Here is a 25,810-nt window from a genome sequence, read left to right as displayed (position 1 = left end):
GTTGTGAGTGAGGGCGGCCATGTTGCGCTGCAGGCGCGCCTGCAGCATCGATTCGCGGATGGGCGCCTGCTTCAGCTTGCGCTGACGCATCGCAGTTTTTCGGCGGACCACAACGAGCGCCTCGAATTTCTTGGCGACTCGGTGCTGAACCTGGCGGTGGCGCATCTGCTGTACCGCCGTCTCGCAGCCTTGCCGGAAGGTGACCTCTCGCGCGTGCGGGCCAACCTCGTCAAGCAGGACACCTTGCACCAGATCGCGCTGCGGTTGCAGCTTTCGCCATTGCTGCGCCTGGGCGAAGGCGAAGCCAAGTCGGGCGGGCCGAGCCGGCCATCGATCCTGGCCGATGCGCTGGAAGCCCTGATCGGCGCGGTGTACCTCGATGCCGGCTACGCCGCGGCGGAAGCCCTGGTGCATCGACTGTACGAGGCGGTCGAGATCAATCCGCGCATGGAGGCTGCCTCCAAGGATCCGAAGACCGAATTGCAGGAATGGCTGCAGGGCCACAAAATGAAGCTGCCGCTCTATCGCGTGGTCGACACGCTCGGCGCGGCACACAAGCAAACTTTCGATGTCGTCTGCGAGGTGCCGGAACTGGACCTGAGCGAACGCGGCATCGGCGGTTCACGCCGCGCCGGGGAGCAGGCGGCCGCGGCGGCCATGTTGATCCGGCTCAAGTCGAAAAAGTAACGCCCGCTCCCGGGCTCCGCGACGCCTCGCGTCGCTTCTCCGCCCCCTTTGACCGGGGGCAAACTCCAGCGGTTCGGCACGGTCCGCTCCGCGGTGTTCCACGACAATGCCACCATGACCTCGGATACCCCAAATTCCACCACGCCCACCGATGAGGGCGCGGGCGACACCGGCCCGCAACACTGCGGCCTCATCGCCATCGTCGGCAAGCCGAACGTGGGCAAGTCGACGTTGCTCAACGCTCTCGTCGGCCAGAAGATCAGCATCACCTCGCGCAAGGCGCAGACCACGCGGCACCGCATCACGGGCATGCGCACGATCGGCGCGACGCAGTTCGTGTTCGTCGACACGCCGGGCTTCCAGACGCTGCATGCCAATGCGCTGAACAAGTCGCTCAACAAGACGGTGCAGGGCGCGGTCGGCGATGTGGACCTGATCCTGTTCGTGGTGGAGGCCGGCAGCTTCACGCCGGCCGACGAACGCGTGCTGAAGTTGCTGGGCAAGGGCATTCCGACGGTGCTGCTGGCCAACAAGCTCGACAACGTGCATCGCCGCGGCGACATCGCGCCGTGGCTGCAGACCATGCAGGCCAAGCACGACTTCGCCGAGATCGTGCCGATGTCGGCCAAGAACGCGAAAGACATCGAGCGATTGTTCGGCATCTGCGAGAAGTACCTGCCGGAGCAGCCGTGGTTCTACGGCGAGGACGAACTGACCGACCGCAGCGAGAAGTTCCTGGCGAGCGAGCTGGTGCGCGAGAAGCTGTTCCGGCTGACCGGCGACGAGTTGCCCTACACCTCGACCGTCATCATCGACAAGTTCGAGGAAGAGCCGCCGCAGAAAAAGGGCCAGAAGCGCCTGTTGCGCATCGCCGCGACCATCGTGGTCGAGCGCGATGGCCACAAGGCGATGGTGATCGGCGACAAGGGCGAGCGCATCAAGCGCATCGGCATGGAGACCCGCGTCGAGCTGGAGAAGCTGGCCGATGCCAAGGTGTTCCTGGAACTGTGGGTGAAGGTGCGATCGGGGTGGGCGGATGACGAGGCGCGGGTGCGCAGCTTTGGGTACGAATAGGCCCTCGGATTCGAATACGGAAGGCGAACGCAGAAGTCGCAAAGGTTTCGCAGAAGTCGCAAAAGGATTCGAAAGAGAATTCTCCAAGGTCTTCTTTTGCGACCTTTCCGAATCCTTTGCGACTTCTGCGTTCGGAAGTCCGCTTTCCGATTCCCTTCATTGACATGGCCACGCACCGCGTTTCCCACGAGCCGGCCTATGTGCTGCATCGCTACGACTGGAGCGAGTCGAGCCTGATCCTGGAGGTCTTCACGCGGCACCATGGGCGCATCGCGCTGGTGGCGAAGGGGGCCAAGCGGCCGAGTTCGAACTTTCGCCCGGTGCTGCTGCCGTTGCAGCCGCTGCAACTCAACTACAGCGGCGACGCGGAGATCCGCACGCTCAAGGGCGCGGAGTGGATGGGCGGGCACGTCATGCCGACGGGCGAGTCGCTGCTGTCGGGCTACTACGTCAACGAACTGATGATGCGGCTGCTGGCGCGCGACGATGCGCATGAGGCGCTGTTCGATGCCTATGCGGCGGTGGTGCAGGTGCTGGCGACGAACCATGGCGATGCCCAGGCGGCGACGCAGTCGTCGGCCTTGCGCGCCTTCGAATTGCTGCTGCTGCGCGAGATCGGACTGCTGCCGTCGCTGGCGGCCCAGACGTCGACATTGGCGCCACTGGACCCCGACGCGCGCTACAGCCTGGTCGCCGAAGCCGGCTTGCGCGAAGCCGGGCCCGACGAACTGGCTGCCTTGCGCGGTGCCGAATGGCTGGCGTTGCAGCAAACGCTCGACGACCGCGCGCCATTCTCGGCCACGGTGCATCACGTGGCGGGCATGGAGCCCGGGCTGGGGGCCGCATTGCGCACGCAATTGCGTACCTTGCTCAACTACCATTGCGGCGTCACCACACTGCGCACCCGCCAAATGATCCGGGACCTGCAAGGCCTATGAATACCAACACCACTGCCAGGAAGCACACCGGGACGGCGCTCTCGGTGAACCTCAACAAGGTCGCGCTGGTGCGCAACACGCGCTCGCTCGGCATCCCGAGCGTGTTGTTCGCGGCGGCGACCTGCCTCGATGCCGGGGCGCAGGGCATCACCGTGCATCCGCGGCCCGATGCGCGCCATATCCGCCCGGACGACGTGCATCAGCTTTCGGCACTGATCGCCAAGGAGTGGCCGGGCGTCGAGTTCAACATCGAAGGCAACCCGTTCCACAACCTGATGGACTTCGTGCGCGAGTTGCGGCCGCAGCAGGCGACCTTCGTGCCGGACAGCGAGACGCAGTCGACCAGCGACCACGGCTGGACCTTCCCGGAGGACGCGGCACGCTTGCGTCCGCTGATCGCCGAGACGCGGGCGCTGGGCGTGCGCGTGAGCCTCTTCATGGACCCGGAGCCCGGGATGATGGCGGCGGCCAAGGCCGTGGGCGCGGACCGGGTCGAGCTATACACCGAAGGCTATGCGGCCTCGCGGGGGACCTCGCGCGCCGACGCCGTGCTGGCGCTCTATGCCGAGGCCGCGCGCGCCGCCCAGGCCGCGGGCCTCGAAGTCAACGCCGGCCACGACCTGAGCCGCGAGAACCTCACGGAATTCCTGCGCGCCGTGCCGGGCGTGCGGGAGGTGTCGATCGGCCACGCCTTCGTGTCCGATGCGCTGGAGCTGGGCTACGAGGTGACGACCAGGTCCTATCTGCAATGCATTGCCGAGGCGGAATGAGCGCGCCGGGCATGGCGGGCGACTGGATCGGCGCCAGGGTCAGCGAGAACACGTCGGTGCCGAGCGTGGGGGTCCGATGATCTACGGCATCGGAACCGATATCTGCGATGTGCGCCGCATCGCCCGCACCTTCGAGCGGCAGGGGGAGCGCTTTGCGCGCAAGGTCTTGAGCGACGCGGAGTTCGCAACCTGGCAAGCCCGCAGCGCGCGCTGGCCGAAGCGCGGCGTGAGCTACTTGGCGACGCGCTTTTCCGCCAAGGAGGCGTTCAGCAAGGCCATCGGCATGGGCATGCGCATGCCCATGACCTGGCGCTCCTGCGAGATCGCGAACCTGCCGAGCGGCAAGCCGACCATCGTGCTGCACGGCGCCCTGAAGGAATGGTTCGAGGCGCGAGGCTTGATCGCCCACGTCACCGTGACCGATGAAACCGACTATGCGGCGAGTTTCGTCGTCGTTGAAAAGACATGAGCGGCGCCCGGCCGCCCGAAGGCGCTCGCACCGCAGCGCGCAGCGCGAAGGTCATCCAATGAGTACCGAAGCAATCCACGCCCCGCTGATCATCGACGTCGCGGGCACTGAACTCACCGCCGCCGACCGGCGCCGCCTGGCCGATCCGCTGGTCGGCGGCATCATCCACTTCGCGCGCAACTGGGAAAGCCGCGCGCAGCTCACGGCGCTCAATGCCGAGATCCGCAAGATCCGGCCCGACATGCTGATCTGCGTCGACCACGAAGGCGGCCGCGTGCAGCGCTTTCGCACGGACGGTTTCACGCGGCTGCCGTCGATGCGCACGCTCGGCGAACGCTGGATGCAGGACCCGATGGATGCCACGCGCGCGGCCACCGCCTGCGGCTGGGTGCTCGCGTCGGAACTGCGCGCTTGCGGCGTGGACTTCAGCTTCACGCCGGTGCTCGACCTCGATCATGGCGAGAGCAGCGTCATCGGCGACCGCAGCTTCCACCGCGACCCGCGCGTGGCCTCGTTGCTGGCCAAGAGCCTGATGCAAGGGCTGCTGCAGGCGGGCATGGCCAACTGCGGCAAGCACTTTCCGGGGCATGGCTTCGTCAAGGCGGATTCGCATGTGGCGATGCCGGTCGACCGGCGCAGCCTCAAGGCGATCCTCGCGGACGACGCCCGACCCTATGACTGGCTGTCCAACACGCTCACCGCGGTCATGCCGGCCCACGTGATCTACCCGAAGGTGGATGCGCGACCGGCGGGCTTTTCCAGCAAATGGCTCGGCGACATCCTGCGCACCCGGCTGGGCTTCGGTGGCGCGGTGTTCAGCGACGACCTGAGCATGGAGGCTGCGCGCTGGATCGACGGTGCGCTGCTGAGCTACGGCGATGCCGCGTTGGCCGCGCTCGGCGCCGGCTGCGACCTGGCGCTGCTGTGCAACCAGAGCGTGGGCGAGGGCGCACCGCTCGACGAATTGCTGGTCGACATGACCAGGGCCCGCGACGATGGACGTTGGGCACCGGATGCGCAAAGCGAACGGCGCCGCCGCGCGCTGCTGCCACGCACACCCGCGCCGGCGTGGGCGGAGTTGGTCGCATCCGAACCCCATGTGCGCGCCCGCGCGTTGCTGCAAGCCTGACCCGGAGGAAAACCATGACGCCCAACCAGATGAGCGAGGCCGCCAACGCGTTCTGGAGCGCATGGCAACTGGGTGCGGCCATCGATCACCTGTTGCCTGCTGATCGCCCCACCACTCGTGCCGAGGGCTACGCCATCCAGGCGATGCTGGAAGGCCGCAGCGACAAGCCCATCGCGGGCTGGAAGATCGCCGCCACCAGCGCGGCCGGGCAGCAGCACATCAACGTGAGCGGACCGCTCGCCGGCCGTTTGATGGCCGAGCGCGTACACCCGGACGGCAGCGCGTTCTCGATGAAAGGCAACCGCATGGCGGTGACCGAGGCCGAGTTCGTCTTTCGGATGGCGCGCGACATGCCGCCGCGCGCGAAGGCGTACAGCGTCGAGGAGGCGCTGGCGGCGGTGGGCGACCTCTGCCTTGGCATCGAAGTGCCCAACTCCCGCTTCGCGGACTTCGTGACGGCAGGCGAGGCGCTGATCATCGCGGACAACGCCTGCGCCCATGAGTTTGTTCTCGGCCCCACGGTGCCGGTGACGTGGCGCGACCTGGATCTTGCGGCGCACCGCGTAAACGCCACAGTGGCCGGCACCGCGCGCAGCTACGAGCGCGATGGCATCGGCGCCAATGTGCTGGGCGACCCGCGCATCGCGCTGGCGTGGCTTGCCAACGAGTTGTCGCAACTGGGCATCACGCTGCGCGCGGGGCAGATCGTGACCACGGGCACCTGCGTGGTGCCGCTGGAAATCGTCGCGGGGGATTCGGTACAGGTCGATTTCGGCGTGCTCGGCACGGTGTCGGCACGCTTCACTGCCTGAGGAGCGACCGCAGTGGCCGATGCGCAGCGCACGCCACTCGTGACCTTCTACGTGCCGGTCTACAACGGCGCCGCCTATCTGCGCGAATCGCTGGCCTCGATCTCGGCGCAGACCTTTGGCGACTGGGAGTGCCTCCTCATCGACGACCATTCGACCGACGCCTCGCCGGCCATCCTTGACGACGCCTGCAAACGCGACCCGCGCTTCAGGGCCTACCGGCAGCCGGCCAATCTCAACGTCGCGAATGCCTCCAACCTCGCGTTGCGGCTCGCGCGCGGCAAGTACCTGGCGCGGCTCGACCAGGACGACCTGGCCGAGCCGACGCGGCTGGCCGAGCAGGTGGCCTTCATGGAGTCGCACCCGGAAGTCGACGTCTGCGGCGGCGCCATGCTGTACTTCGGGCGCGAGAACGGCGTGGCCAGCTTGCCCGCGGACGACGGCACCATCAAGGCCAACCTGCTGACCGGCATGAACAACATCGGCAATCCGGCCAGCACGGTTCGCACAGCGTTCCTGCGCGAGCATTCCATCCTCAATGACCCGCGCTTCCCGCTGAGCTGCGACTACGGGATGTGGGTCGATTGCACGCTGGCCGGCGGCCGCTTCGCGAACCTCCCCGGCGTGATGACGCGCTATCGCACGCACGAGGGCCAGGCCTCGGTCGACATGGTCGCGCTGCAGGTCGGCGTCATACAGGCCAAGACGCGGCTGCTGCTGAAGTGGTTTCCGGACCTGAGCTTTGCCGAGGTGCAGGCGATGGAGCCGCTGCTGCGGGCCAACGCCGTGGTGTTCCTCGATCGCGAGTCGGCCGCGCGCGGCGTGGCGGTGCTGCGAAAGGCGATGGCGTCGCCGCGGCCGAGCGTGTCGGGAGAGGATCGCGCCGCGGTCGAGGCTTACCTGGCGCAACGTTGCGCGCTTTGGCAGGGGCATCTGGACGAGGCTTGATCTCAATGCGGGAACGGAAGCGGGGACCGAACGCAGAAGGCGCAAAGGTTTCGCAGAAGTTGCAGAAGGAATACCAAAATTTTCTTTGGATTCTTTTGCGACCTCTGCGTAGCTTTGGTATTCCTTCTGCGTTCGGCTGTCCGGTCCCGAATCCGGGAGGCCATCAATCGCCGCCAAAGGTAAAGGTGTGCGGGTACGCCGCCGAGGCGAAGGCGCGCTCTGCGTCGTCGCGCAGTTCGCCATGGTGCGGCGTGATCAGATACAGGTTCTGGTCGGCACACAGGCGCGACAGGTCTTCGGCCGACTGGACCTTCATGGCCAGGTCGCCCACGCTCAAGGTCAGCGGAAAGGTCTCTCCGCAGTGGCGCTGGAAGATCGCGCCGCCTTCGCCGAGGTAGGTGACCCGATGGTCGAGCACGCGGTAGCCGGCCTGGTAGAACATCTTGCGTGCGTCGAAGTCGGCGAAGAAGCGCAGGTGGGTGAAGTCCAGCAGGCCCCAGCGGCGGTAGTGCCAGTGGCCGCGCAATGCGTCGTAGAGCATCGGCAGGTTCGATGCATTGGGCAGGCTCACGAGTACCTGCGCGTCGGGCGCGATGATGCGCAGCAGGCCGTGCAGCAACTGCCACGGGTTGACCAGGTGTTCGAGCACGTCGAAGAGGCAGACCAGGTCGAAGGGCTTGCTCAATCCCATCGCATTGAAGTCGATCGTCTCGACGTCCTGTTCGACGACGTGGTCGAAATGCTGGCGGGCCAACTGAGCGGCTGAAGGGTCGAACTCGCATCCCCACAGTGCGCAATCCGGGAAGCGCTGGCGCAGCGCGTGGCCGACGGCGCCGGAGCCGCAGCCGATGTCCAGCGCCACCGTCGGCATGCGCTGGATCAAGGCCAGGCACTCGGGGCGCGGATTGAAGACGTAGTTGTATGGCTGCCGGTCCCGGTCCTGCCAGAGGAACTGTGTCATGAGGCGGGACTGTAGCGGCGGGCTGGCGGTCTGTCCCGCAAATGGATGCAGTGATTTGCGCGGCGGCAGGCTACTGCGTGCGCGAGCCGTCTGCGAGCCAGAGGCGCTCGCCGCCGGCATCGAGGTGCGTGAGGTACAGGCGCAGGTCGAATTCGAGCTGGTGGTAGGCCGGCTCCATGTGCGTGCAGAGGGCGTAGAAGGCCTTGTCGTGGTCGCGCTGCTTCATGTGCGCCAGCTCGTGCACGACGATCATCCGCAGCCATTCCTCGGGCACTTCCTTGAACAGGCTGGCCACGCGGATCTCGCGCTTGGTCTTGAGCTTGCTGCCCTGCACGCGCTGCACCGTGGTGTGCGTGCCGAGGGCGTTGCGGATGACGTGCAGCTTGCTGTCGAAAGCGACCTTCGACAACGGCTCCGCGTTGCGCATGAAGTCGGACTTGAGGCCGTTCACGTAGTCGTACAGCGCGCGGTCCGTGCGGATCTCGTGGGCGGAGGGGTAACGCTTCTGCAGCATGCCGGCGAGACCGGTGGCGGTCTCCATCTGCTGCTTCACCTGCGCCAGCAGCGCGGGCGGGTAGCCGGCGAGGTACTTCATCGGCGACCCGGCCTCACGCCTTGCTGCGCGCCGCGTAGGCGAGGCCGGCCGCGACACCGCCGAACAGGTCGCCCTCGATCAGCGGCACGCCGACGAATCCATGGCGCAATGCCTGCTGGAAGGGGCGCAGCGCGGACGAGCCGCCGGTCAGGTAGATCGCGTCGAGGTCGCCACTGCGAAGTCCCGCCCGATGCACGCAGGTATGCGCGCACGCGACGACGGATTCGAGCTGGGCCGAGAGCTGCTGCGCCATGTCGAGCGGTGTCAGCGTGGTCGTCAGGCCGGATTCGGCGCTGTCGAGTTCGATGATGACTTCGGCATCGGAAACCGAGGCTTCGATCTTGGCCTGCTCGACCGCGTTGGCAATGCGATGGCCATCGGCCTGCCTGAGCACGCGCATGAGCCGATCGTGCAGGTGCGTGTCGCTGTAGTTGGTGCGCAGGAGCTGGGTCTGGCGGATGGCCTTGGGCGTCTGCTGCCAGTGGATCAGGTGCCAGGTCGAGAGTTCGAAGAACACCGTGTTCGGCACTTCGCGGCCTTGCGGCCCGAGGTGGCGAAAGCCCAGGTGCGGCATGACGCGCTCGAGGTTCAGGCGCTGGTCGAAGTCGGTGCCGCCGATGTGCACGCCGGTGGTGGCGAGCACGTCGTCGCTGCGATCGGCGCGCGCGATGCGCTCGGGGCCGACGCGGACCACGGTGAAGTCGGAGGTCCCGCCGCCGATGTCGGCGATGAGGATCAGCGATTCTTTCGTCACGCGCTGCTCGTAGTCGAAGGCGGCGGCGATGGGCTCCAGTTGGAAGCTCACCTCGCGAAAGCCCGCGACGCGCGCCGCTGCGCGCAGGCTGTCTTCCGCGCGCTGGTCGCGCTTGGCGTCGTCGTCGACGAAGTGGACCGGCCGGCCGATCACGGCGCGCTCGGGCCGATGACCCAGTTCGCGCTCGGCCCGCGTGGCCAGTTCGTGCAGGTAGCGCGCGATGATGTCCTCGAAGCTCAGCATGCCGTCGTACACGGCCGTCTGCTCCTGCATCAGCGCGCTGCCGAGCAGGCTCTTGAGCGAGCGCATCAGCCGGCCTTCGGTGCCGGCGAGGTACAGGGCAACGGCTTCACGGCCGAAGTGCGTGCTGCGGTCCTCGGCGTTGAAGAAGAGCGCGGTCGGCATCGCCGTGTAGCTGCCTTCGAGCGGCAGCAGTCGCGCCGGCCCGTCGGCGACCGCCGAGGCGATGGCCGAGTTCGACGTGCCGAAGTCGATGCCAATGGCGGTGGGGGAGGGTGAGCGCTTCATGCGGTAGGAATCAATCAACTCGAACACGGGACCGGACTTGACCGTACGCGAAGGTCGCGAAGAAACGCAAAGGACGCGAAAGAATTCAAACAAGAAACTTGGTGTTCCTTTCACGTCCTTCGCGTAACCTTCGCGTCCTCTGCGTACGGCTGTCCGCTCCCGTATTCCGGCAGGCCTATGCCTCGCGGCGCAAGGCAGGGAACAGGATCACGTCGCGGATGCTGGGCGAGTCGGTCAAGAGCATCATGAAACGGTCGATGCCGATGCCGCAGCCGCCGGTGGGCGGCATGCCGTATTCGAGGGCGCGCACGAAATCGTGGTCGTAGAACATGGCCTCGTCGTCGCCGGAGTCCTTGGCGGCGACCTGCGCGTTGAAGCGGGCGGCCTGGTCCTCGGCATCGTTCAACTCGCTGAAGCCATTGCCGAACTCGCGGCCGGTGATGTAGAGCTCGAAGCGCTCCGTGACTTCCGGCCGGTCGTCGTTGGCGCGGGCCAGCGGCGAGATCTCGGTCGGGTGTTCCATGATGAAGGTCGGCTGCCAGAGCTTCTCTTCGACGGTCTCCTCGAAGTACATGACCTGCAGAGAAGCAAGGCTGCGTTGCGACAGCTTGTCCTTCTCTTCGCTCAGGCCGATCTTGCGCAGGGCGTTGATGAGCCAGGTCACGTCGTCGACATTCGCGCCGGCGTCGGTGTGCTTGAGGATGGCTTCGCGGATCGTCAGGCGCTCGAAGGGCTGGCTCAGGTCCACGGCCTTGCCCTGGTACGTGAGCTGCTCGGTGCCGACGGTCTTTTTCGCGATGGTGCGGATGATCATCTCGGTGAAGTCCATCAGGTCCTGGTAGTTCCAGTAGGCCGCGTAGAACTCCATCATCGTGAACTCGGGGTTGTGCCGAACCGAGATGCCTTCGTTGCGGTAGCTCCGGTTGATCTCGAACACGCGCTCGAAGCCGCCGACGATCAGGCGCTTCAGGTACAGCTCGGGCGCGATGCGCAGGTACATCTCCTGGTCGAGCGCGTTGTGGTGCGTCTTGAAGGGCTTGGCATTGGCGCCCCCGGGGATGGGGTGCAGCATCGGCGTCTCGACTTCGAGGAAGTTGTTGGCGACCATGAACTCGCGCAGCGCGCTCACGGCCTTGCTGCGGGCGGCAAAGCGGGCACGCGCGGCTTCGTCGGTGATCAGGTCGACATAGCGCTGGCGGTACTTCTGCTCCTGGTCGGCCATGCCATGGAACTTGTCGGGCAGCGGACGCAGGCTCTTGGTCAGCAGGCGCAGCTTCGTCACCTTCACCGACAACTCGCCGGTCTTGGTCTTCATCAGCGTGCCTTCGGCGCCGAGGATGTCGCCGAGGTCCATCTTCTTGAAGTCGGCGTAGGCTTCCTCGCCGATGGCATCGCGGGTGACGTAGAGCTGGATGCGGCTGGTCGAATCCTGCAGGGTTGCAAAGCTGGCCTTGCCCATCACGCGCTTGAGCATCATGCGGCCGGCGACGCTCACCGTCACGGCTTGCGCTTCGAGGGGCTCTGCTTCGGTCTCGCCGTGCGCGGCGATCAGCGTTGCGGCGCGGTGGGCCGGCTTGAAATCGTTGGGGAAGGCGACGCCCTTGCCCTCGGCCTGGGCTGCCCGGATGGCCTTGAGTTTCTCGCGACGCTCCGCCATGAGCTGGTTGTCGTCGACGGCGGGCGTGGCTGCGACGGTTGCGGGCGTGGAAACGGATGGCGTCAGGTGATCGGACATGGGTGCTGCTGCGAATCAGGTGAGGGGGAGGGCGCGGCGGGCGAATGGGAGTCGCGTTGCGCAAGGCGGGCATTTTAGCCCATGGGGTTCTCCCGGATCGGGGCCGGAGTGCCCGTCAATCCTGCATCGGATGCTATGAAAAAAGTAGCAAACTATTCAGCAATGCCCGTGTGTGCGAGCAGATCGGAGACCAGTTCGAGCCGCATCAGCGGACTGTCGAGTTCCAGCAGTCGCTGCTTGGCCTGGGTCTGGATCGGCAGGAACTCGCACCAGCGGTTGGCCACCCAGCCGCAATCGTCGAAGCGGTAGGGCTTGTAGATCGGCAAGCCCATGTCGTGCATGGCCTGCATGCTGCGCCGCTCCGCGAGCGTGTCGACCAGGCGCTGCAGCGCCACGGCGGCATGGCGCAGGTCGTCGGGAACGGCCAGCGCGACGTCGTCCTCGATGGTCTCCGCCTGCGCCATCCAGAGGCCGTACTGCTGCTGCGCACTGCTGTGGATGCGAAAGCGCTGGGCGCCCACGCATTCGATCTGCAGGAGGCCGGCCTGCGGCGAATCGAAGGAACGGATCCTGGCCACCGTCCCGACCTCCGCGAAGCGCTCCGTCTGCGCGCCGGCCCGGAGCACCTCGCTGCCTTGCGTGAGGCTCACCACGCCGAAGGGCTCGCCACTCCTGTAGCACTTGTTGATGAGGTCGAGGTAGCGCACTTCGAAGATGCGCAAAGGCATGAACCCGCCGGGGAACAGCACCGTACCCAGGGGGAAGAGCGGCAATGGTGTGGTCGTCGGGGGAGGCTGCTGCATGACGAATTCTCTGGCGTTTGGCTGGCTGGAGCCGCGCGAGCATTTCTCTTTTCGCGCGGAACAGATCGCCATTGTTGCCCGCCGCCGGCCGGACCGGTGGCTATCATCACCGCACGTTCCTGATTGCGCCAATGACTCAGATTTTTTCGTATCTCCTGGAAGTGATCGTCGGCTTGCTCGGCGGCGCATGCCTGCTGCGGCTCTACATGCAATACCAGCGTGTGCCCTTCGGCAATCCGCTGGGACGCTTCGTATTCGCGGTGTCGGACTGGATCGTGGTGCCGCTGCGCCGGGTGGTGCCGCCGTTTCGCCGGTGGGACCTATCGAGCGCCCTGGCGGCCTGGCTGCTGGTGCTGGTGAAGTGCCTGTTCCTGATGTGGATGGGCGAGGCGACGCGCTGGACGACCCTGCCGCTGGTGGCGCTGGTCGACTTGATGCGGCTGGCCGTCTCGGGGTTGATGGCGCTGCTGATCGTCTATGCCGTGCTGTCCTGGGTGCCCGGGGCCTCGTCGATGCTGCAGGACCTGATCGCCCGGTTGTCCAAGCCGCTGGTTCGACCGCTGCGCCGCTATGTGCCGCTGATCGGCGGCGTCGACCTCACGCCGCTCATCGCCGTGGTGCTGCTGCAGATCATCGCCTTCGTGCTGGTCGACCTGCGGGGCTGGGCAATGCACCTCGGGTAAGGGTAGCCGGACAGGGGCCGCCGGCGCGCCTTGCCGGACCCAGCGCACGAGATTGCTACAGGCGGTAAAAGATATCGTTGATATCTTGCTAATATATTTAAACTCGCTTCCAGGCCTCGCCACGGAGCGCGATGCCCCCAATCCAGGAGCGTCACGCAATGAGCAACCCCCGCTGGCAAGGCATCTTCCCTGCCGTCACCACCAAGTTCCATGCCGATGAAAGCATCGATGCCGAAGGCACCGCGCGGCACATCGACTTCCAGATCCGCAACGGCATCCACGGCCTGGTGACCTGTGGCTCGCTCGGCGAAGCCAGCACGCTGATGCTGGAGGAAAAGCTGGAAGTCGCCCGCGTCGCGCTGGAAGCCGCCAACGGTCGCATCCCGGTGCTGGCCAATGTCTCCGAGACCAGCACGCGCGAGGCGCTGCGCTACATCGACGGGGCCAACAAGCTCGGCGTGGCCGGCTTCATGGTGATGCCGTCAGTCATCTACGTGGCTGATGCGCGCGAGGCGATGCTGAATGTCCGCACCATGGCCGAGGCGGCGCAGAAGCCGGTGATGGTCTACAACAACCCGGTCGCATATCGCGTCGACCTGAAGCCGGAGCACATGGTCGAACTGGCCGATTGCCAATGGATCGCGGCCATCAAGGAAAGCACGGACAACATCCGCCGCATCACCGACTTGCGCAATGCGCTGGGCGACCGCTACCAGTTGTTCCTCGGCGTGGACGACCTGGCCTACGAAGGCCTGGCGCTGGGTTGCGATGGCCTGCTGGCCGGTGTCGGCTGCGCCTTTCCGCGCGAGACGGTGGCGCTTTACGACCTCGTGAAAGCCGGCCGGTTCGCCGAGGCGCTCAAGCTGTACCAGTGGATGACACCGATGCTCCACCTCGACGTATCGACGAAACTGGTGCAGAACCTCAAGCTGATCGATGTGCTGGTCGGTGTCGGCACCGAGCACATGCGTCGTCCACGCTTGCCGCTGATCGGCGACGAGCGCAAAGCCATCGAAGCGATCGTGCAGAAGGCGTTGGCGACGCGGCCGGTTCAATATCAATCGGTGGCCTGACGGCAAACCGGTTGGACTTTCCACAAACTGAAGGAGACAAGGGAATGAAGAACAAGCGGAATATCGTTTCGGTGGCGGCCATCGCGGCCGTGGCATTCGCGGGTCATGCGATGGCGCAGGAACAGGTCGTCAAGATCGGGCAGACCGGGCCGTTGTCGGGGCCGAACGCATTCGCCGGCAAGGACAACGAGAACGGCGTGCGCCTGGCCATCGAGGAACTCAACGCGAAGAAGATCGTGGTCGGCGGCAAGACGCTGAAGTTCGTGCAGGTCTCCGAAGACGATCAGTGCGATGCCAAGGCCGGCGTCGCGGTGGCGCAGAAACTGGTGGATGACAACGTCAAGTTCGTCATGGGGCCCTACTGCTCGGGTGTGGCCATCCCCGCGTCGCGCGTCTACAGCCAGGGCGACACGCTGGTGTCGACCGTGGGCACCAATCCCAAGGTCACCATGGGCGGCTACAAGAACCTGTACCGCATCATTGCGAGCGACAACCAGATCGGCTCGGCCATGGCCGTCTACGCGGCCAAGGTGCTCAAGGCCACCAAGGTGGGCGTGATCGACGACCGCACCGCCTTCGGCCAGGGCGTGGCCGAGGAGTTCGTCAAGGAAGCGAAGAAGCAGGGCCTGACCGTGGTGGGCCAGGAGTTCACCACCGACAAATCGGTCGACTTCCAGCCGATCCTCACGCGCCTGAAGGCGCAGGACCCACAGGCCATCTTCTTCGGCGGGTACGCACCGCAGGCCGCGCCGATGGTGCGGCAGATGAAGGGCCTGGGCATGTCGGCCAAGCTGTTGGGCGGCGACACGCTCTGCAGCCCCGAGATGGGCAAGATCGGCGGCGACGCGGTCAACGACGTCGTGTACTGCGCCCAGGGCGGCACGATGCTCGACAAGGCGGCCGGCGGCGCGGCCTTCAAGGCCAAGTTCAAGAAGCGATTCAACCTCGATCCGGATGCCTACGCCGCCTCGTTCTATGACCAGTTGATGTTCATCGGCGAGGCCATCGAGAAGACCGCTTCGGTCGACCAGAACAAGGTCGCGGCCTACCTCAACAAGACGAGCTACAAGGGCGCGGTCGGCACCTACAGCTATGACGACAAGGGCAACATGACGCAGGCGCCGATCACGGTGTCGACGTTCAAGAACGCCGCGCCGACGCCACTCGCGAGCTATTGAATCGACATGCACCGCATCCAGGTCATCGACTCGCACACCGGCGGCGAACCGACGCGGCTCGTCGTCGGCGGGTTCCCCGACCTGGGTCGCGGCAGCATGGCCGAGCGCAAGGCGCTGCTGGCGCGTGACCACGACCAATGGCGCGCGGCCACGGTGCTGGAGCCGCGCGGCAGCGACGTCGTCGTCGGCGCCCTGCTTTGCGAGCCGGTCTCGCCCGAAGCGGCGGCCGGCGTCATCTTCTTCAACAACACCGGCTACCTCGGCATGTGCGGGCACGGCACCATCGGCCTGGTCGTGTCGCTGGCGCACATGGGGCGCATCGGCGTCGGCGACCACCGGATCGAGACGCCGGTCGGCACCGTCACCGCGACGCTGCACGACGACGGCTCGGTGAGCGTGCGCAATGTGCCGGCGTATCGCCACCTGGCGCAGGTGCCGGTCGACGTGCCGGGCCATGGCCGAGTGCATGGCGACGTGGCCTGGGGCGGCAACTGGTTCTTCCTGGCGAGCGATCACGGGCAGCGCGTGGCCAGCGACAACCTCGCCGCGCTCACGGCCTACACGGTCGCTGTACGCGCGGCCCTGGCGGCGCAGGGCGTCACTGGCGCCGAGGGCGCCGAGATCGACCATATCGAACTCTTCGCCGGCCCCACCGACGATGCCGACAGCCGCAACTTCGTGCTGTGCCCGGGCGACGCCTATGACCGTTCACCGTGCGGCACCGGCACCAGCGCCAAGGTCGCCTGCCTCGCCGCCGACGGCAAGCTGGCGCCCGGCGACGTGTGGCGCCAGGCCAGCGTGATCGGCAGCGTGTTCGAGGCCAGCTACGCCATGGTCGGCGGCCAGGTCGTTCCCACGCTGCGCGGCCGTGCGCACATCAGCGCTGAAGCCAACCTGTTGGTCGATGACGACGATCCATTCGCCTGGGGCATCCACCCCTGAAAGGCGTGAATATTTCTACTGCGACCACCGATCTCGGGTCTGCGGTGCTCACTGCACGAGAGTGCAGTTCCGCGCCTCAACCCGACCTCGGCGACCTCGCTGCGAAATCTTCACGTCTTTCGACGCCGCGTCGATCGCTTGATAACCGCGGCGCCCTCGCCACGAAATTTCCACGCCTTCCGACGCCTCGCGGTCGGCTTCCCGATGCACGCTGATGTTCTGGTGATTGGCGCCGGCATCGTGGGCGCCGCCTGCGCCCATGCGCTCGCTCAGGCGGGGCTGCGGGTCCATGTGCTGGATGCGCGCCTGGGTGGCGCGACCGGGGCCGGCATGGGGCACCTCGTCGTCATGGACGACAACCCGGCGGAACTGGAACTCAGCCGCCGCTCCCTCGAACTGTGGCGCGGCCTCGCGCCGCGCATGCCCGCCGACTGCGCCTGGAGTCCTTGCGGCACGCTCTGGATCGCAGGCGACGCCGCCGAGATGGCGGCCGCAGAGGACAAGCAGGCGCGACTGGCGCTGCACGGCGTCGCCTGCCGCATGCTCGATGCGCAAGCGCTGGCAGGCGCCGAGCCGGCGCTGCGGGCAGGCCTTGCTGGAGCGCTCGAAGTCACGGGCGACGCGATCGTCTACGCGCCCAACGCCGCCCGCTGGCTGCTGGCCCAGGGTGGTGGACGCATCGAGGTCGAGCATGCGCAGGTCGAGGCCATCGAGGACGGCCGCGTGCGCCTGGTCGGCGGCGGCCTGCGCCAGGCGCCGCAAGTGCTGCTGGCCAACGGCATGCAGGCCACGCAACTGTGCCCCGGGCTTCCGATCCGTCCCAAGAAGGGTCATCTCGCCATCACCGACCGCTACCCCGGCACGGTGCACCACCAGCTGGTGGAACTGGGCTACGTCACCAGCGCGCACCACAGCGAAAAGCCCTCGGTCGCCTTCAACCTGCAGCCACGGCCCACCGGCCAGTTGCTGCTGGGCTCGTCGCGCCAGTTCGACACGGTCGACCCGCGCGTGGAGCCCGACATGCTCGCCCGGATGCTGGGGCGCGCGATGGACTACGTACCCGGGCTGGCCGGGCTCAACATCCTGCGAACCTGGACCGGCCTGCGCGCCGCCACGCCCGACAGCCTGCCGCTGCTGGGCCCGCATCCTTCGCGCGAAAGCCTCTGGCTGGCCGTGGGGCATGAAGGCCTGGGCGTGACCACCGCCACGGGCAGCGCCGACTTGCTGGCCGCCCTGATGACGGGGCGCACCGCGGCTTTCGACCCGGCGCCCTACGCGGCAGGGCGCTTTGTACAGGCGACTGCGGCATGAAGCATGCGTCCATCGTGTTGCAAATCGACGGCAAACCAGTCGCTGTCTCGGCCGGGAGTTCGGTGGCCGCTGCGCTGCGCATCGCGGACGTCGCCGGGTTGGGTGTGGCGCGTCGCTCCGTCAGTGGCGAACTGCGTGCGCCGTTCTGCGGCATGGGCATCTGCCAGGAATGCCGCGTGACCATCGACGGCGCGCGCCGCCTGGCCTGCCAGACCGCCTGCGTCGCCGGAATGCAAGTGGAGACACTGACGTGACCCAGCTCACGCTCGACGAATGCGATGTCCTCGTCATCGGCGCCGGCCCGGCAGGCATGGCCGCGGCGGTCGCGGCGGCTTTCGGCGGGGGCTCGGTGGTCGTCATCGACGACAACCCGGCGCCGGGTGGCCAGATCTGGCGCGATGGACCGGGCGTCGAGCTGCCTGCGGCGGCGCGCGAGTCCCGCAACGCCATGGTCCAGCGCGCCAACATCCGCGTCCACTGTGGCACGCGCGTGGTCGCTGCGCCCCGCGCGCGGCAACTGTTGCTGGAAGACGCGGAACGCGGGTGGCTGCTGCAATGGAAGAAGCTGATCCTGTGCACGGGCGCCCGTGAACTGCTGCTGCCCTTTGCAGGCTGGACCCTTCCCGGCGTGACCGGCGCCGGCGCGTTGCAGGCGTTGATCAAGGGCGGCATGCCGGTCAAGGGCGAACGCATCGTGGTCGCGGGCACCGGGCCCTTGCTGCTCGCCGCGGCTGCCACCGCCGCCCAGGCTGGCGCCAGGGTGTTGCGCGTGGCGGAGCAGGCCCCGCTGCGCGACGTGCTCGGTTTCGCTGCGCAGCTGGCGCGGTGGCCGGGCAAGGCGCTGCAGGCGCTGAACCTGATGCACCCGGGCTACCGCAGCAGCACCCACGTGCTTTCGGCCCGGGGCCATGGTCGCCTGGCATCGGTGACGCTTCGGCGCGGGCACGGCGGGATGGAGGAGTTCGCCTGCGATCGCCTCGCATGCGGCTTCGGCCTGGTGCCCAACACCGAACTGGGCCGCATGCTGGGTTGCGCGGTCACGCCGCGGCCAAGCGGACCCGCGCTCAACGTGAATGCCAACCAGGCGACCAGCGTGCCGGACATCTTCGCCGCCGGCGAATGCACCGGCATCGGCGGCAGCGAGCGGGCGCTGCTGCAGGGTGCGATCGCGGGGCATTCGGCGGTGGGGCGCACCATTCCGTCGGATGGCATGCGCGAGGCGCTGGCACGCTGGGACGCTTTCGCCGTGCAACTGCATCGCCGCTTCTCGCCCGGGGCAGGGATTCGCACGCTGGCGCAACCGGACACCGTCTTCTGCCGCTGCGAGGACGTGCCGCTGGGCGCGCTGACCGGCTGCGCCGACTGGAACGATGCCAAGCTGCACACGCGCTGCGGCATGGGAGCTTGCCAAGGTCGGGTCTGCGGGGCGGCGGCGCAGTTTCTGTTTGGCTGGTCGCCAGGGACGCCGCGTCCCCCGTTGTCGCCGGTGCGCGCCTCCACCCTTGCCGGCTTCGCGCCGCCGCTTCCGGATTCCCCCATGACGCAGGGAGAATGAGGCCCGCAGACAGCGCCCCCGCCATGCCTTCACTCGCCCCCGCAGCCTCTCCCGCACCGTCCAAGCGCCGCGCCGCGGACGTCGCGTACGACGCCATCGAGGCATTGATCGCCACGCTGCAACTCGAGCCGGGCAGCCCCGTGGTCGAGGGCGACCTGGTGGAGCGCACGGGCTTGGGGCGCACGCCGGTGCGCGAGGCGCTGCTGCGCATGGTGTCCAGCGGGCTGGTCGTGCAGCAGCCGCGTCGCGGCCTGCTGGTGTCATCCATCGACCTGGCCGACCACCTGGACGTGATCCAGACGCGCCGCGTGCTGGAGTGCCTGATAGCAGGATGTTCGGCGCGCCGGGCCACGGCCGAGCAGCGCAAGGCCATCGTCCTGCGCGCCGGGAAGATGATCAAGGCCGCGTCGCGCGGCAATCTCCATGACTACATGCAGGCCGACCACGAACTCGACGTGGTCAACCACCAGGCCAGCCACAACCAGTCGGCGGTCAAGTGCGTGGTGCCGCTGGTCGTGCAATGCCGCCGCTTCTGGTACGCCTACCAGCACGAGGGCGAGATCGGCGAAGCCGCGCGCATGCACATGAAACTCGCAGAAGGCATCGCCACGGGCGACGAGGCCGCGGCCGTGGCCGGCGCCAACCAGTTGCTGGACTACCTCGAGAGATTCGCGCGACGGGTCATCGACAAGTAAGCGGCGTCGGAAACCGGGGCCGCCAAATCCCGGGAACACCACGGAACCGGCTTTGCCGGGCCGTCGGTGTTGCCACAGGACTTCAGGACACCGCGTCGGCGGGTTGGCGCAGCAGCATGGCCAGCGTGCTGGCAATCGTCTTGCGCAGTTCGCGGCGGTCGCTGATGAAGTCGATCGCGCCCTTGGTCTGCAGGAACTCGGCGCGCTGGAAGCCTTCGGGCAAGGTCACTCGCACGGTGGATTCGATGACGCGCGGGCCGGCAAAGCCGATCAGCGCCTTGGGCTCCGCGATCACCACGTCGCCCACGAACGCAAAGCCGGCCGAGACACCGCCCATGGTCGGGTCGGTCAGCACGCTGATGTAGGGCAAGCCCTTCTTGGCCAGTCGCGTGAGCGCCGCATTGGTCTTGGCCATCTGCATCAGCGACAGCAGGCCTTCCTGCATGCGCGCGCCGCCGGTGGCGGTGAAGCAGATGAAGGGCACCTTCTGCTCGATCGCGGTCTCGACGCCGCGCACGAAGCGCTCGCCGACCACGCTGCCCATGCTGCCGCCCATGAACTCGAACTCGAAGCAGGCGACCACCACGCTGATGGAGTGCACCGAGCCGCCCATGACCACCAGCGCATCGGTCTCGCCGGTGCTCTCGAGCGCTTCTTTCAGGCGCTCGGGGTATTTGCGGCTGTCCTTGAACTTGAGCGCGTCGACCGGCAGCACTTCCTGGCCGAGTTCGTAGCGGCCTTCCGCGTCGAGAAAGGCGTTGAGCCGCGCGCGGGCGCCGATCCGATGGTGATGGCTGCAGCTCGGGCAGACATTCTGGTTGTGCTCGAGGTCGGTCTTGTAAAGCACCGTCTCGCAACTCGGGCATTTGATCCACAGGCCTTCGGGCACCTGCCGACGCTCGCTCGGGTCGGTCTGGACGATCTTGGACGGAAGCAGTTTTTCAAGCCAGCTCATATAAGAAATCCTGGAATCCTGAGAATTCAAGAAGGGCACCTTCTTGACCATTCACTCCCTCTCCCGCAAGCGGGAGAGGGTCGGGGTGAGGGAAAAACGTGGAGTCATCGACCAGCCCCTCTGCTCACTCCCCTCCCGCAAGCAGGAGAGGGCCGGGAGGCCCGGGGTGAGGGCGAAACGATCAATTATCGACCAGCCACGCCCTTCGCGGTAGCCGCCGGCAGCGAATCCAGCGCTTGGCGAATCCCCGCCAGGAACTCGCCCACCACCGGAACCACCTTGTCACGCGGCTGTTCCTCGATCAACTGGATGATTTTGGTGCCGATCACGACCGCGTCCGCTGCCGCGCCCACCGCCTGCGCCGTGCGCGCATCCCGGATGCCGAAGCCCACGCCCACCGGAATGCTCACGTGCCTGCGGATGCGCGGAAGCATCTGTCCGACCGCGTCGGTATCGAGGTGCCCCGCGCCCGTCACGCCCTTGAGCGAGACGTAGTAGACATAGCCGCTGGCCAAGCGTGCCACCTGCGCCATGCGCTCGTCGGTGCTGGTCGGGGCCAGCAGGAAGATCAGGTCGATGTTGGCGGCGCGCAGCGCGGCCGCGAAGTCCTCGCATTCTTCCGGCGGGTAGTCGACGATCAGCACGCCGTCGACGCCGGCTGCCGCCGCATCGCGCACGAACGCGCCCTTGCCGTGGATGCCGTCGTAGCGCTCGACCGGGTTGGCGTAGCCCATCAGGACCACCGGTGTCTGCGCGTCGGACTTTCGAAATTCGGCGACCATCGCCAGCACCTGCCTCATGCCGATGCCCAGCGCCAGCGCCCTCTCACCGGCCTGCTGGATCACCGGCCCATCGGCCATCGGGTCGGAGAAAGGCACGCCGAGTTCAATGACGTCGGCGCCGGCCTTGACCATGCCGTGCATCAGCTCCGGCGTGATGTCGGCGAAGGGGAAACCGGCGGTCACATAGGGGATCAGCGCGCGCCGGCCCTGCTTCTGGAGCGCCTCGAAGGTTGCAGCGATGCGGCTCATGCTTTGCCTCCTTTTACTTGCAGGCCGCGCATCGACGGGCGGTCGTAGAAATCGACGCCCGACAAATCGGCCACCGTCCCGATGTCCTTGTCGCCGCGACCCGAAAGGTTCACAAGGATCGATTGGTCGGGTCGCATGGTCTTCGCAAGCTTCATCGCATAGGCCATCGCATGGCTGGATTCAAGGGCGGGGATGATGCCTTCGGTTCGGCACAGGTAGTGGAACGCATGCAGCGCTTCCTCGTCGGTGATGCCGACGTATTCGGCGCGGCCGATGTCGGCCAGGTACGCGTGCTCGGGGCCGACGCCGGGGTAGTCCAGGCCGGCGCTGATGCTGTGCGTCTCGGTGATCTGGCCGTCCTCGTTCTGCAGCAGGTAGGTGCGGTTGCCATGCAGCACGCCCGAGCTGCCGCGCAGGATCGAGGCGGAATGCTTGCCGCTGTCGAGCCCTTCGCCGGCCGCTTCCACGCCGATCAGCCGCGTGTTCCTGAACGGGATGTACGGGTAGAAGATGCCCATCGCATTGCTGCCGCCGCCCACGCAGGCGACCACCACGTCGGGCTGCCTGCCTTCCGCCTCGCCGGTGATGCCCTGCGCCGCCAGCATGGCCGGCATCTGGTCGACGCACTCGATGCCGATCACGCTCTGGAAGTCGCGCACCATCGTCGGGTACGGGTGCGGGCCGGCCACGGTGCCGATGATGTAGAAGGTGTTCTCGACATTGGTGACCCAGTCGCGCATGGCCTCGTTGAGCGCGTCCTTGAGCGTCTTGCTGCCCGATTCCACCGGCACCACGGTCGCGCCCAGCAGGTTCATGCGGTAGACGTTCGGGCTCTGGCGCTTCACGTCCTGGCTGCCCATGTAGACCACGCATTCAAGCCCGTAGCGCGCGCAGATGGTGGCTGTGGCCACGCCGTGCTGGCCGGCGCCGGTCTCGGCGATCACGCGCGGCTTGCCCATGCGCTTGGCCAGCATGGCCTGGCCGATCACGTTGTTGATCTTGTGCGCGCCGGTGTGGTTGAGGTCTTCGCGCTTCAGGTAGATCTGGGCGCCGCCCATTTCCTGGCTGGTGCGCGCCGCGTGGTAGACCGGCGAGGGCCGGCCGACGAAGTGCTTCAGCTCGTAGTGGAATTCGGCGAGGAAGGCCGGATCGTCCTTGAAGCGCGCGTAGGCATCGCGCAGTTCGTTGATCGCGTGGGTCAGCGTCTCGCTGGCGAAGGTGCCGCCATAGGGGCCGAAGTGGCCGCTGGCGTCGGGTTGCTGGTAGGTGGTGGTGTCCATGTTTCTCTAGCTCGTTGGCCGCAGCCCACGCCCGGAGGAAACATGGGGTGCGACGGTCAGGTGGCGGTCGAATCCGCCGCGCGTACGGCGGCAATGAATTCGCGGATCTTGCCGGCGTCCTTGATGCCCTTTGAGGCTTCCACGCCGGAACTCACGTCAACGGCCAGCGTCTTGCAACGCGGGCGCAGCGCACGGATGCCATCGCCGACGTTGGCAGGCGACAACCCACCAGACAAGACGAGGTGAGCGTTTGCGACGTGTGGAAGGAGTGACCAATCGAATGCCTTGCCGCCTCCGCCGAATCCGTCGACATGCGCGTCGAGCAGGATGGCCTGGGCGTTGGAGAAATCAGCCGCGTATTTTACGAGGTCGAAGGCCGCGCCGGCCGCACCGATCGGAATGCGGGCGGCGCGCATGTAGCGGAATCGGCCGTTGCCGGCGCCTTCGTCGCATTGTGCGGGCGATTCGTCGCCGTGGAACTGGGCCATGGCACCTGCCACGCGGGCGAGCGATGCAATGGTGGTGGCGGCGCCTTCATTGACGAACAGCAGCACGGGCGTGACAAAGGGCGGCAGCCGGGAAGCCAGTGCGGCCGCGCGTTCGGCGCTCACGGCGCGGGGGCTCCTGGCGTAGAGCACGAAGCCGATCGCGTCGGCGCCGGCTTCGACGACGGCATCGACGTCCTGCTCGCGGGTCAGCCCGCAGATCTTGATTCGGGTCGTGGGGGTCATTTCTTGGCTGGCGCAGCGTGGCGCCGCGCTCATGCCCAGCCATCATAGGCAGGGCGGTCGGACTGCATCGTCGCCTCGGCCGGCAAGCCCCACCTGGCGTCGTACAACGGCCCAAGGAAGTAGAGCCCGTCGGGAGAAAACGTCGGCGCGGCGACGACGCGGCTGCGTGCCTGCAAGACCTCGGCGATCCACTCCGGCCGCTCGTCGCCATGGCCGATGCGCACCAGGCAGCCCATGATGTTGCGGATCATGTGATGCAGAAACGCGTCGGCCTCGAATTCGAACTGCCAGCGGCAGCGCTCGCCCTCGCCGATGCGCTGGACCTCGATGCGGCGCAGGTTCTTCACCGGCGACTTCGCTTGGCAGGCCGACGCCCGGAACGAACTGAAATCATGTTCGCCGACCAGCAGCGCCGCAGCAGCGCGCATGGCGTCGCCATCCAAGGCGCGCATCGACCAGCCGACGCGGCCCGCCTCCAGGCTCGGCCGCACCGGCGATTGCGAGAGCAGGTACAGGTAGCGGCGCGCCAGCGCCTGCGCGCGGCAGTGGAACTCGTCGGGCACCGGCACGGCCCATTGCACCGCGATGTCGTCCGGCAGGAAGCGGTTGGTGCCGCGCACCCAGGAGTTGGGCGTGCGCTCGACGTCGGTGTCGAAATGGATGACCTGAAGGATGCCGTGTACACCGGCATCGGTGCGACCCGCGCAGAGGGTGCCGATGCGTCGCTGGGCGAAGTCCGCCAGGGCCTTCTCCAGCTTGTCCTGCACTGTCAGCCCGGAGAGCTGGCTCTGCCAGCCCTGGTAGCCCTGACCGTTGTAGCGAATGCCGAGGGCCAGCCTCACAGCGCAACGGTCATGGGCGGGGCATGGTTCAGGCGAGCTGCGTCAGCAACTGCCTGGCTTCGGCCTTGAGGTCGCCGGTGGCTTCGGCCGCCACTTCCTCGACCAGCGAGCGAGCGCCTTCGGCATCGCCGATGGCTTGCAGTTCACGCGCCAGCGACAGCTTGATCGCATGCGGGCTCTCGTGCGGGTCGTCATGGCCTTCGAGGCTGCCCCGGCTGGTTTCGAGCGGCGCACGGCCGGTCATGGAACTCATGTCGAATTCGATGAAGCCCGAATCGCCGGGCAGGCCGGCGCGCAGCGTGGCCGGCTGGGTGCGTTCGTCGTCGTGGTGCGAGGGCGCGCGGCGCATCGGTTCCAGCGCGGCGGGGGCCGTGTCGAAATCGTTGGCGAACTCGGTGTGCTGGTGGCCGTCGTCGAGCGGGGCGCGCACGGTGCGCTCGTAGTCGTCGATGTCCGGGATGACGGCTGGACGTGCCGGCGGCAGGCTGGCGCTTGGCGGCGTGGGCACGGGGACGGCGACCGGGATCGGAACCGGCTGCACGGGCGCCTTGGCAACCGGGGGCTTGCTCAGATCGAGGTCGAAGTCGAGCGGCGCTACCGATGCCACGAAGGCCGGCGGCGCTGCGATGGGTTCGCGTGCGGCCCGCACGGCCGTGGGTTCCATCGGGATGGTGACCGGGCTGTCGTCCGCGCTCGAGAGGGGCGCCGCGCTCGCTGGCAGCGAGCGTGCGCCGGGTTGGTACAGCGGGTTGCCCGGGTCCAGTTCGCGACCCATCTCGACCACGCGGTTCCACTCGGTGCCGGTGCCGCCTGTCAGCTTGTGCACGTCGGCGGCCAGGGCTTCGTAGGCGCGCAGGTCGCGGCGCTTGGCATGGATCTCGAGCAGCTTGAGGTGGATGGCGGTGCGTTCCGGCGTGACACGCAGGGCCTCGCGCAGGATTTCCTCGGCTTGCAGGTCGCGGCCATAGGCGAGGTAGACATCGGCTTCGGCCACCGGGTCCACGTCGCCGGCATCGAGCTGGCTTGGCGAGTACGAGAGCGACGACGCGGTCGCGCCGCGGTTCTTGGTGTCGACCGATTCGCCACCGCTGGCGCCGAAGAAGGAGTCCTTGGGGATGCGGCTCTCCAGGAACACGCTGTCGCCCGCGTCCTGGCGCTTGCGGCCGAGCACACGGTAGAGCAGGAACCCGATGAGCAGGGCGACCAGCGCAGCGGCGCCGAGCATCAGCGGGCTGTCCATCAACTCCGCGAAGAAGCCGCGCTCGGCGGGTGCAGCCGCTTTCACCGGCGTGGCGGCCGGCGGCTTGGCTGCGGCAGGCGCGGGCGTGGCTGCT

At 67.2% G+C, this 25,810-nt stretch carries 27 protein-coding genes; 16 read left to right on the top strand and 11 right to left on the bottom strand.

Annotated elements, in window-relative coordinates; genetic code table 11:
- Nucleotides 1-3: 3 nt before the first annotated feature.
- The 8 genes from rnc to HB681_RS35195 all read left to right on the top strand — a co-directional run bounded on the left by rnc (nucleotide 4) and on the right by HB681_RS35195 (nucleotide 6,824).
- Entirely contained in the window at nucleotides 4-687 is a 684-nt protein-coding gene (rnc, locus tag HB681_RS35230; RefSeq protein ID WP_213959539.1) for a ribonuclease III, read from the top strand.
- A gap of 114 nt (nucleotides 688-801) precedes the next feature.
- Entirely contained in the window at nucleotides 802-1,761 is a 960-nt protein-coding gene (gene era, locus HB681_RS35225) for a GTPase Era (protein WP_213959538.1), read from the top strand.
- Between the two features lie 164 nt (nucleotides 1,762-1,925).
- Nucleotides 1,926-2,699 carry a DNA repair protein RecO gene (gene recO, locus HB681_RS35220; protein WP_213959537.1) on the top strand — a complete coding sequence of 258 codons (774 nt, stop codon included), beginning with the start codon at nucleotides 1,926-1,928 and terminating at the stop codon, nucleotides 2,697-2,699.
- Nucleotides 2,696-3,469: a pyridoxine 5'-phosphate synthase gene (locus HB681_RS35215; protein ID WP_213959536.1), complete on the top strand. Its 774-nt coding sequence runs from the start codon at nucleotides 2,696-2,698 to the stop codon at nucleotides 3,467-3,469. The genes recO and HB681_RS35215 overlap by 4 nt, the downstream gene beginning before the upstream one ends.
- Before the next feature lie 76 nt (nucleotides 3,470-3,545).
- Entirely contained in the window at nucleotides 3,546-3,938 is a 393-nt protein-coding gene (acpS, locus tag HB681_RS35210) for a holo-ACP synthase (protein ID WP_213959535.1), read from the top strand.
- A gap of 58 nt (nucleotides 3,939-3,996) precedes the next feature.
- On the top strand, nucleotides 3,997-5,067 hold the full coding sequence (gene nagZ, locus HB681_RS35205; protein WP_213959534.1) for a beta-N-acetylhexosaminidase: 1,071 nt from the start codon (nucleotides 3,997-3,999) through the stop codon (nucleotides 5,065-5,067).
- A 14-nt stretch (nucleotides 5,068-5,081) separates the two neighbouring features.
- On the top strand, nucleotides 5,082-5,879 hold the full coding sequence (locus HB681_RS35200) for a fumarylacetoacetate hydrolase family protein (protein WP_213959533.1): 798 nt from the start codon (nucleotides 5,082-5,084) through the stop codon (nucleotides 5,877-5,879).
- 12 nt (nucleotides 5,880-5,891) lie between these two features.
- The gene (locus HB681_RS35195; RefSeq protein ID WP_213959532.1) at nucleotides 5,892-6,824 is read left to right on the top strand and encodes a glycosyltransferase family A protein; all 933 of its coding nucleotides are present in this window, start codon (nucleotides 5,892-5,894) and stop codon (nucleotides 6,822-6,824) included.
- A 163-nt stretch (nucleotides 6,825-6,987) separates the two neighbouring features.
- On the opposite strand, the gene HB681_RS35190 is transcribed toward HB681_RS35195, so the two are convergent.
- The 5 genes from HB681_RS35190 to HB681_RS35170 all read right to left on the bottom strand — a co-directional run bounded on the left by HB681_RS35190 (nucleotide 6,988) and on the right by HB681_RS35170 (nucleotide 12,200).
- On the bottom strand, nucleotides 6,988-7,785 hold the full coding sequence (locus tag HB681_RS35190) for a class I SAM-dependent methyltransferase (protein ID WP_213959531.1): 798 nt from the start codon (nucleotides 7,783-7,785) through the stop codon (nucleotides 6,988-6,990).
- Between the two features lie 70 nt (nucleotides 7,786-7,855).
- Nucleotides 7,856-8,380 carry a YgjP-like metallopeptidase domain-containing protein gene (locus tag HB681_RS35185; RefSeq protein WP_213959530.1) on the bottom strand — a complete coding sequence of 175 codons (525 nt, stop codon included), beginning with the start codon at nucleotides 8,378-8,380 and terminating at the stop codon, nucleotides 7,856-7,858.
- A gap of 13 nt (nucleotides 8,381-8,393) precedes the next feature.
- Nucleotides 8,394-9,662: an Hsp70 family protein gene (locus HB681_RS35180; RefSeq protein ID WP_213959529.1), complete on the bottom strand. Its 1,269-nt coding sequence runs from the start codon at nucleotides 9,660-9,662 to the stop codon at nucleotides 8,394-8,396.
- 175 nt (nucleotides 9,663-9,837) lie between these two features.
- Nucleotides 9,838-11,397: a lysine--tRNA ligase gene (gene lysS / locus HB681_RS35175; protein ID WP_213959528.1), complete on the bottom strand. Its 1,560-nt coding sequence runs from the start codon at nucleotides 11,395-11,397 to the stop codon at nucleotides 9,838-9,840.
- Between the two features lie 152 nt (nucleotides 11,398-11,549).
- Nucleotides 11,550-12,200 (bottom strand): LON peptidase substrate-binding domain-containing protein, encoded by a 651-nt coding sequence (locus HB681_RS35170; protein WP_213959527.1) that lies wholly within the window; start codon nucleotides 12,198-12,200, stop codon nucleotides 11,550-11,552.
- 131 nt (nucleotides 12,201-12,331) lie between these two features.
- On the opposite strand from HB681_RS35170, the gene HB681_RS35165 reads away from it, so the two are divergent.
- The 8 genes from HB681_RS35165 to HB681_RS35130 all read left to right on the top strand — a co-directional run bounded on the left by HB681_RS35165 (nucleotide 12,332) and on the right by HB681_RS35130 (nucleotide 19,637).
- Complete coding sequence (locus HB681_RS35165) at nucleotides 12,332-12,883, top strand: YggT family protein (protein ID WP_213959526.1); 552 nt, start codon at nucleotides 12,332-12,334, stop codon at nucleotides 12,881-12,883.
- Nucleotides 12,884-13,041: 158 nt separating this feature from the next.
- Complete coding sequence (locus HB681_RS35160; protein WP_213959525.1) at nucleotides 13,042-13,956, top strand: dihydrodipicolinate synthase family protein; 915 nt, start codon at nucleotides 13,042-13,044, stop codon at nucleotides 13,954-13,956.
- A gap of 44 nt (nucleotides 13,957-14,000) precedes the next feature.
- Nucleotides 14,001-15,134, top strand: coding sequence for a branched-chain amino acid ABC transporter substrate-binding protein (locus tag HB681_RS35155; protein ID WP_213959524.1), 1,134 nt, complete (start codon nucleotides 14,001-14,003; stop codon nucleotides 15,132-15,134).
- A gap of 6 nt (nucleotides 15,135-15,140) precedes the next feature.
- Nucleotides 15,141-16,076 (top strand): 4-hydroxyproline epimerase, encoded by a 936-nt coding sequence (locus HB681_RS35150; RefSeq protein WP_213959523.1) that lies wholly within the window; start codon nucleotides 15,141-15,143, stop codon nucleotides 16,074-16,076.
- A 204-nt stretch (nucleotides 16,077-16,280) separates the two neighbouring features.
- Nucleotides 16,281-17,387 (top strand): FAD-dependent oxidoreductase, encoded by a 1,107-nt coding sequence (locus HB681_RS35145; RefSeq protein WP_213959522.1) that lies wholly within the window; start codon nucleotides 16,281-16,283, stop codon nucleotides 17,385-17,387.
- A gap of 11 nt (nucleotides 17,388-17,398) precedes the next feature.
- On the top strand, nucleotides 17,399-17,641 hold the full coding sequence (locus HB681_RS35140; protein ID WP_213959559.1) for a (2Fe-2S)-binding protein: 243 nt from the start codon (nucleotides 17,399-17,401) through the stop codon (nucleotides 17,639-17,641).
- Nucleotides 17,638-18,942 carry an FAD/NAD(P)-binding oxidoreductase gene (locus tag HB681_RS35135; RefSeq protein WP_345944808.1) on the top strand — a complete coding sequence of 435 codons (1,305 nt, stop codon included), beginning with the start codon at nucleotides 17,638-17,640 and terminating at the stop codon, nucleotides 18,940-18,942. Before HB681_RS35140 ends, HB681_RS35135 begins: the two co-directional genes overlap by 4 nt.
- 23 nt (nucleotides 18,943-18,965) lie before the next feature.
- Complete coding sequence (locus HB681_RS35130; protein ID WP_213959520.1) at nucleotides 18,966-19,637, top strand: GntR family transcriptional regulator; 672 nt, start codon at nucleotides 18,966-18,968, stop codon at nucleotides 19,635-19,637.
- Between the two features lie 82 nt (nucleotides 19,638-19,719).
- Here the strand turns inward: HB681_RS35130 and accD are convergent, their stop codons facing one another.
- From accD to HB681_RS35100, 6 genes are all read right to left on the bottom strand, one after another.
- Nucleotides 19,720-20,592 carry an acetyl-CoA carboxylase, carboxyltransferase subunit beta gene (gene accD / locus HB681_RS35125; RefSeq protein ID WP_213959519.1) on the bottom strand — a complete coding sequence of 291 codons (873 nt, stop codon included), beginning with the start codon at nucleotides 20,590-20,592 and terminating at the stop codon, nucleotides 19,720-19,722.
- 185 nt (nucleotides 20,593-20,777) lie between these two features.
- Complete coding sequence (trpA, locus tag HB681_RS35120) at nucleotides 20,778-21,623, bottom strand: tryptophan synthase subunit alpha (RefSeq protein WP_213959518.1); 846 nt, start codon at nucleotides 21,621-21,623, stop codon at nucleotides 20,778-20,780.
- On the bottom strand, nucleotides 21,620-22,903 hold the full coding sequence (trpB, locus tag HB681_RS35115) for a tryptophan synthase subunit beta (RefSeq protein ID WP_213959517.1): 1,284 nt from the start codon (nucleotides 22,901-22,903) through the stop codon (nucleotides 21,620-21,622). Before trpB ends, trpA begins: the two co-directional genes overlap by 4 nt.
- Before the next feature lie 56 nt (nucleotides 22,904-22,959).
- Nucleotides 22,960-23,634, bottom strand: coding sequence for a phosphoribosylanthranilate isomerase (locus HB681_RS35110; RefSeq protein ID WP_256354663.1), 675 nt, complete (start codon nucleotides 23,632-23,634; stop codon nucleotides 22,960-22,962).
- A gap of 29 nt (nucleotides 23,635-23,663) precedes the next feature.
- Entirely contained in the window at nucleotides 23,664-24,476 is an 813-nt protein-coding gene (truA, locus tag HB681_RS35105) for a tRNA pseudouridine(38-40) synthase TruA (protein WP_213959515.1), read from the bottom strand.
- A gap of 28 nt (nucleotides 24,477-24,504) precedes the next feature.
- A partial coding sequence (locus HB681_RS35100) for a FimV/HubP family polar landmark protein (RefSeq protein ID WP_275946424.1) occupies nucleotides 24,505-25,810 on the bottom strand: 1,306 nt, incomplete at its 5' end.

It is taken from the genome of Variovorax sp. dw_954 (assembly GCF_018449755.1).
Classification (GTDB): Bacteria; Pseudomonadota; Gammaproteobacteria; order Burkholderiales; family Burkholderiaceae_C; genus Variovorax.
This window is presented reverse-complemented; position numbering and strand designations above follow the sequence as displayed.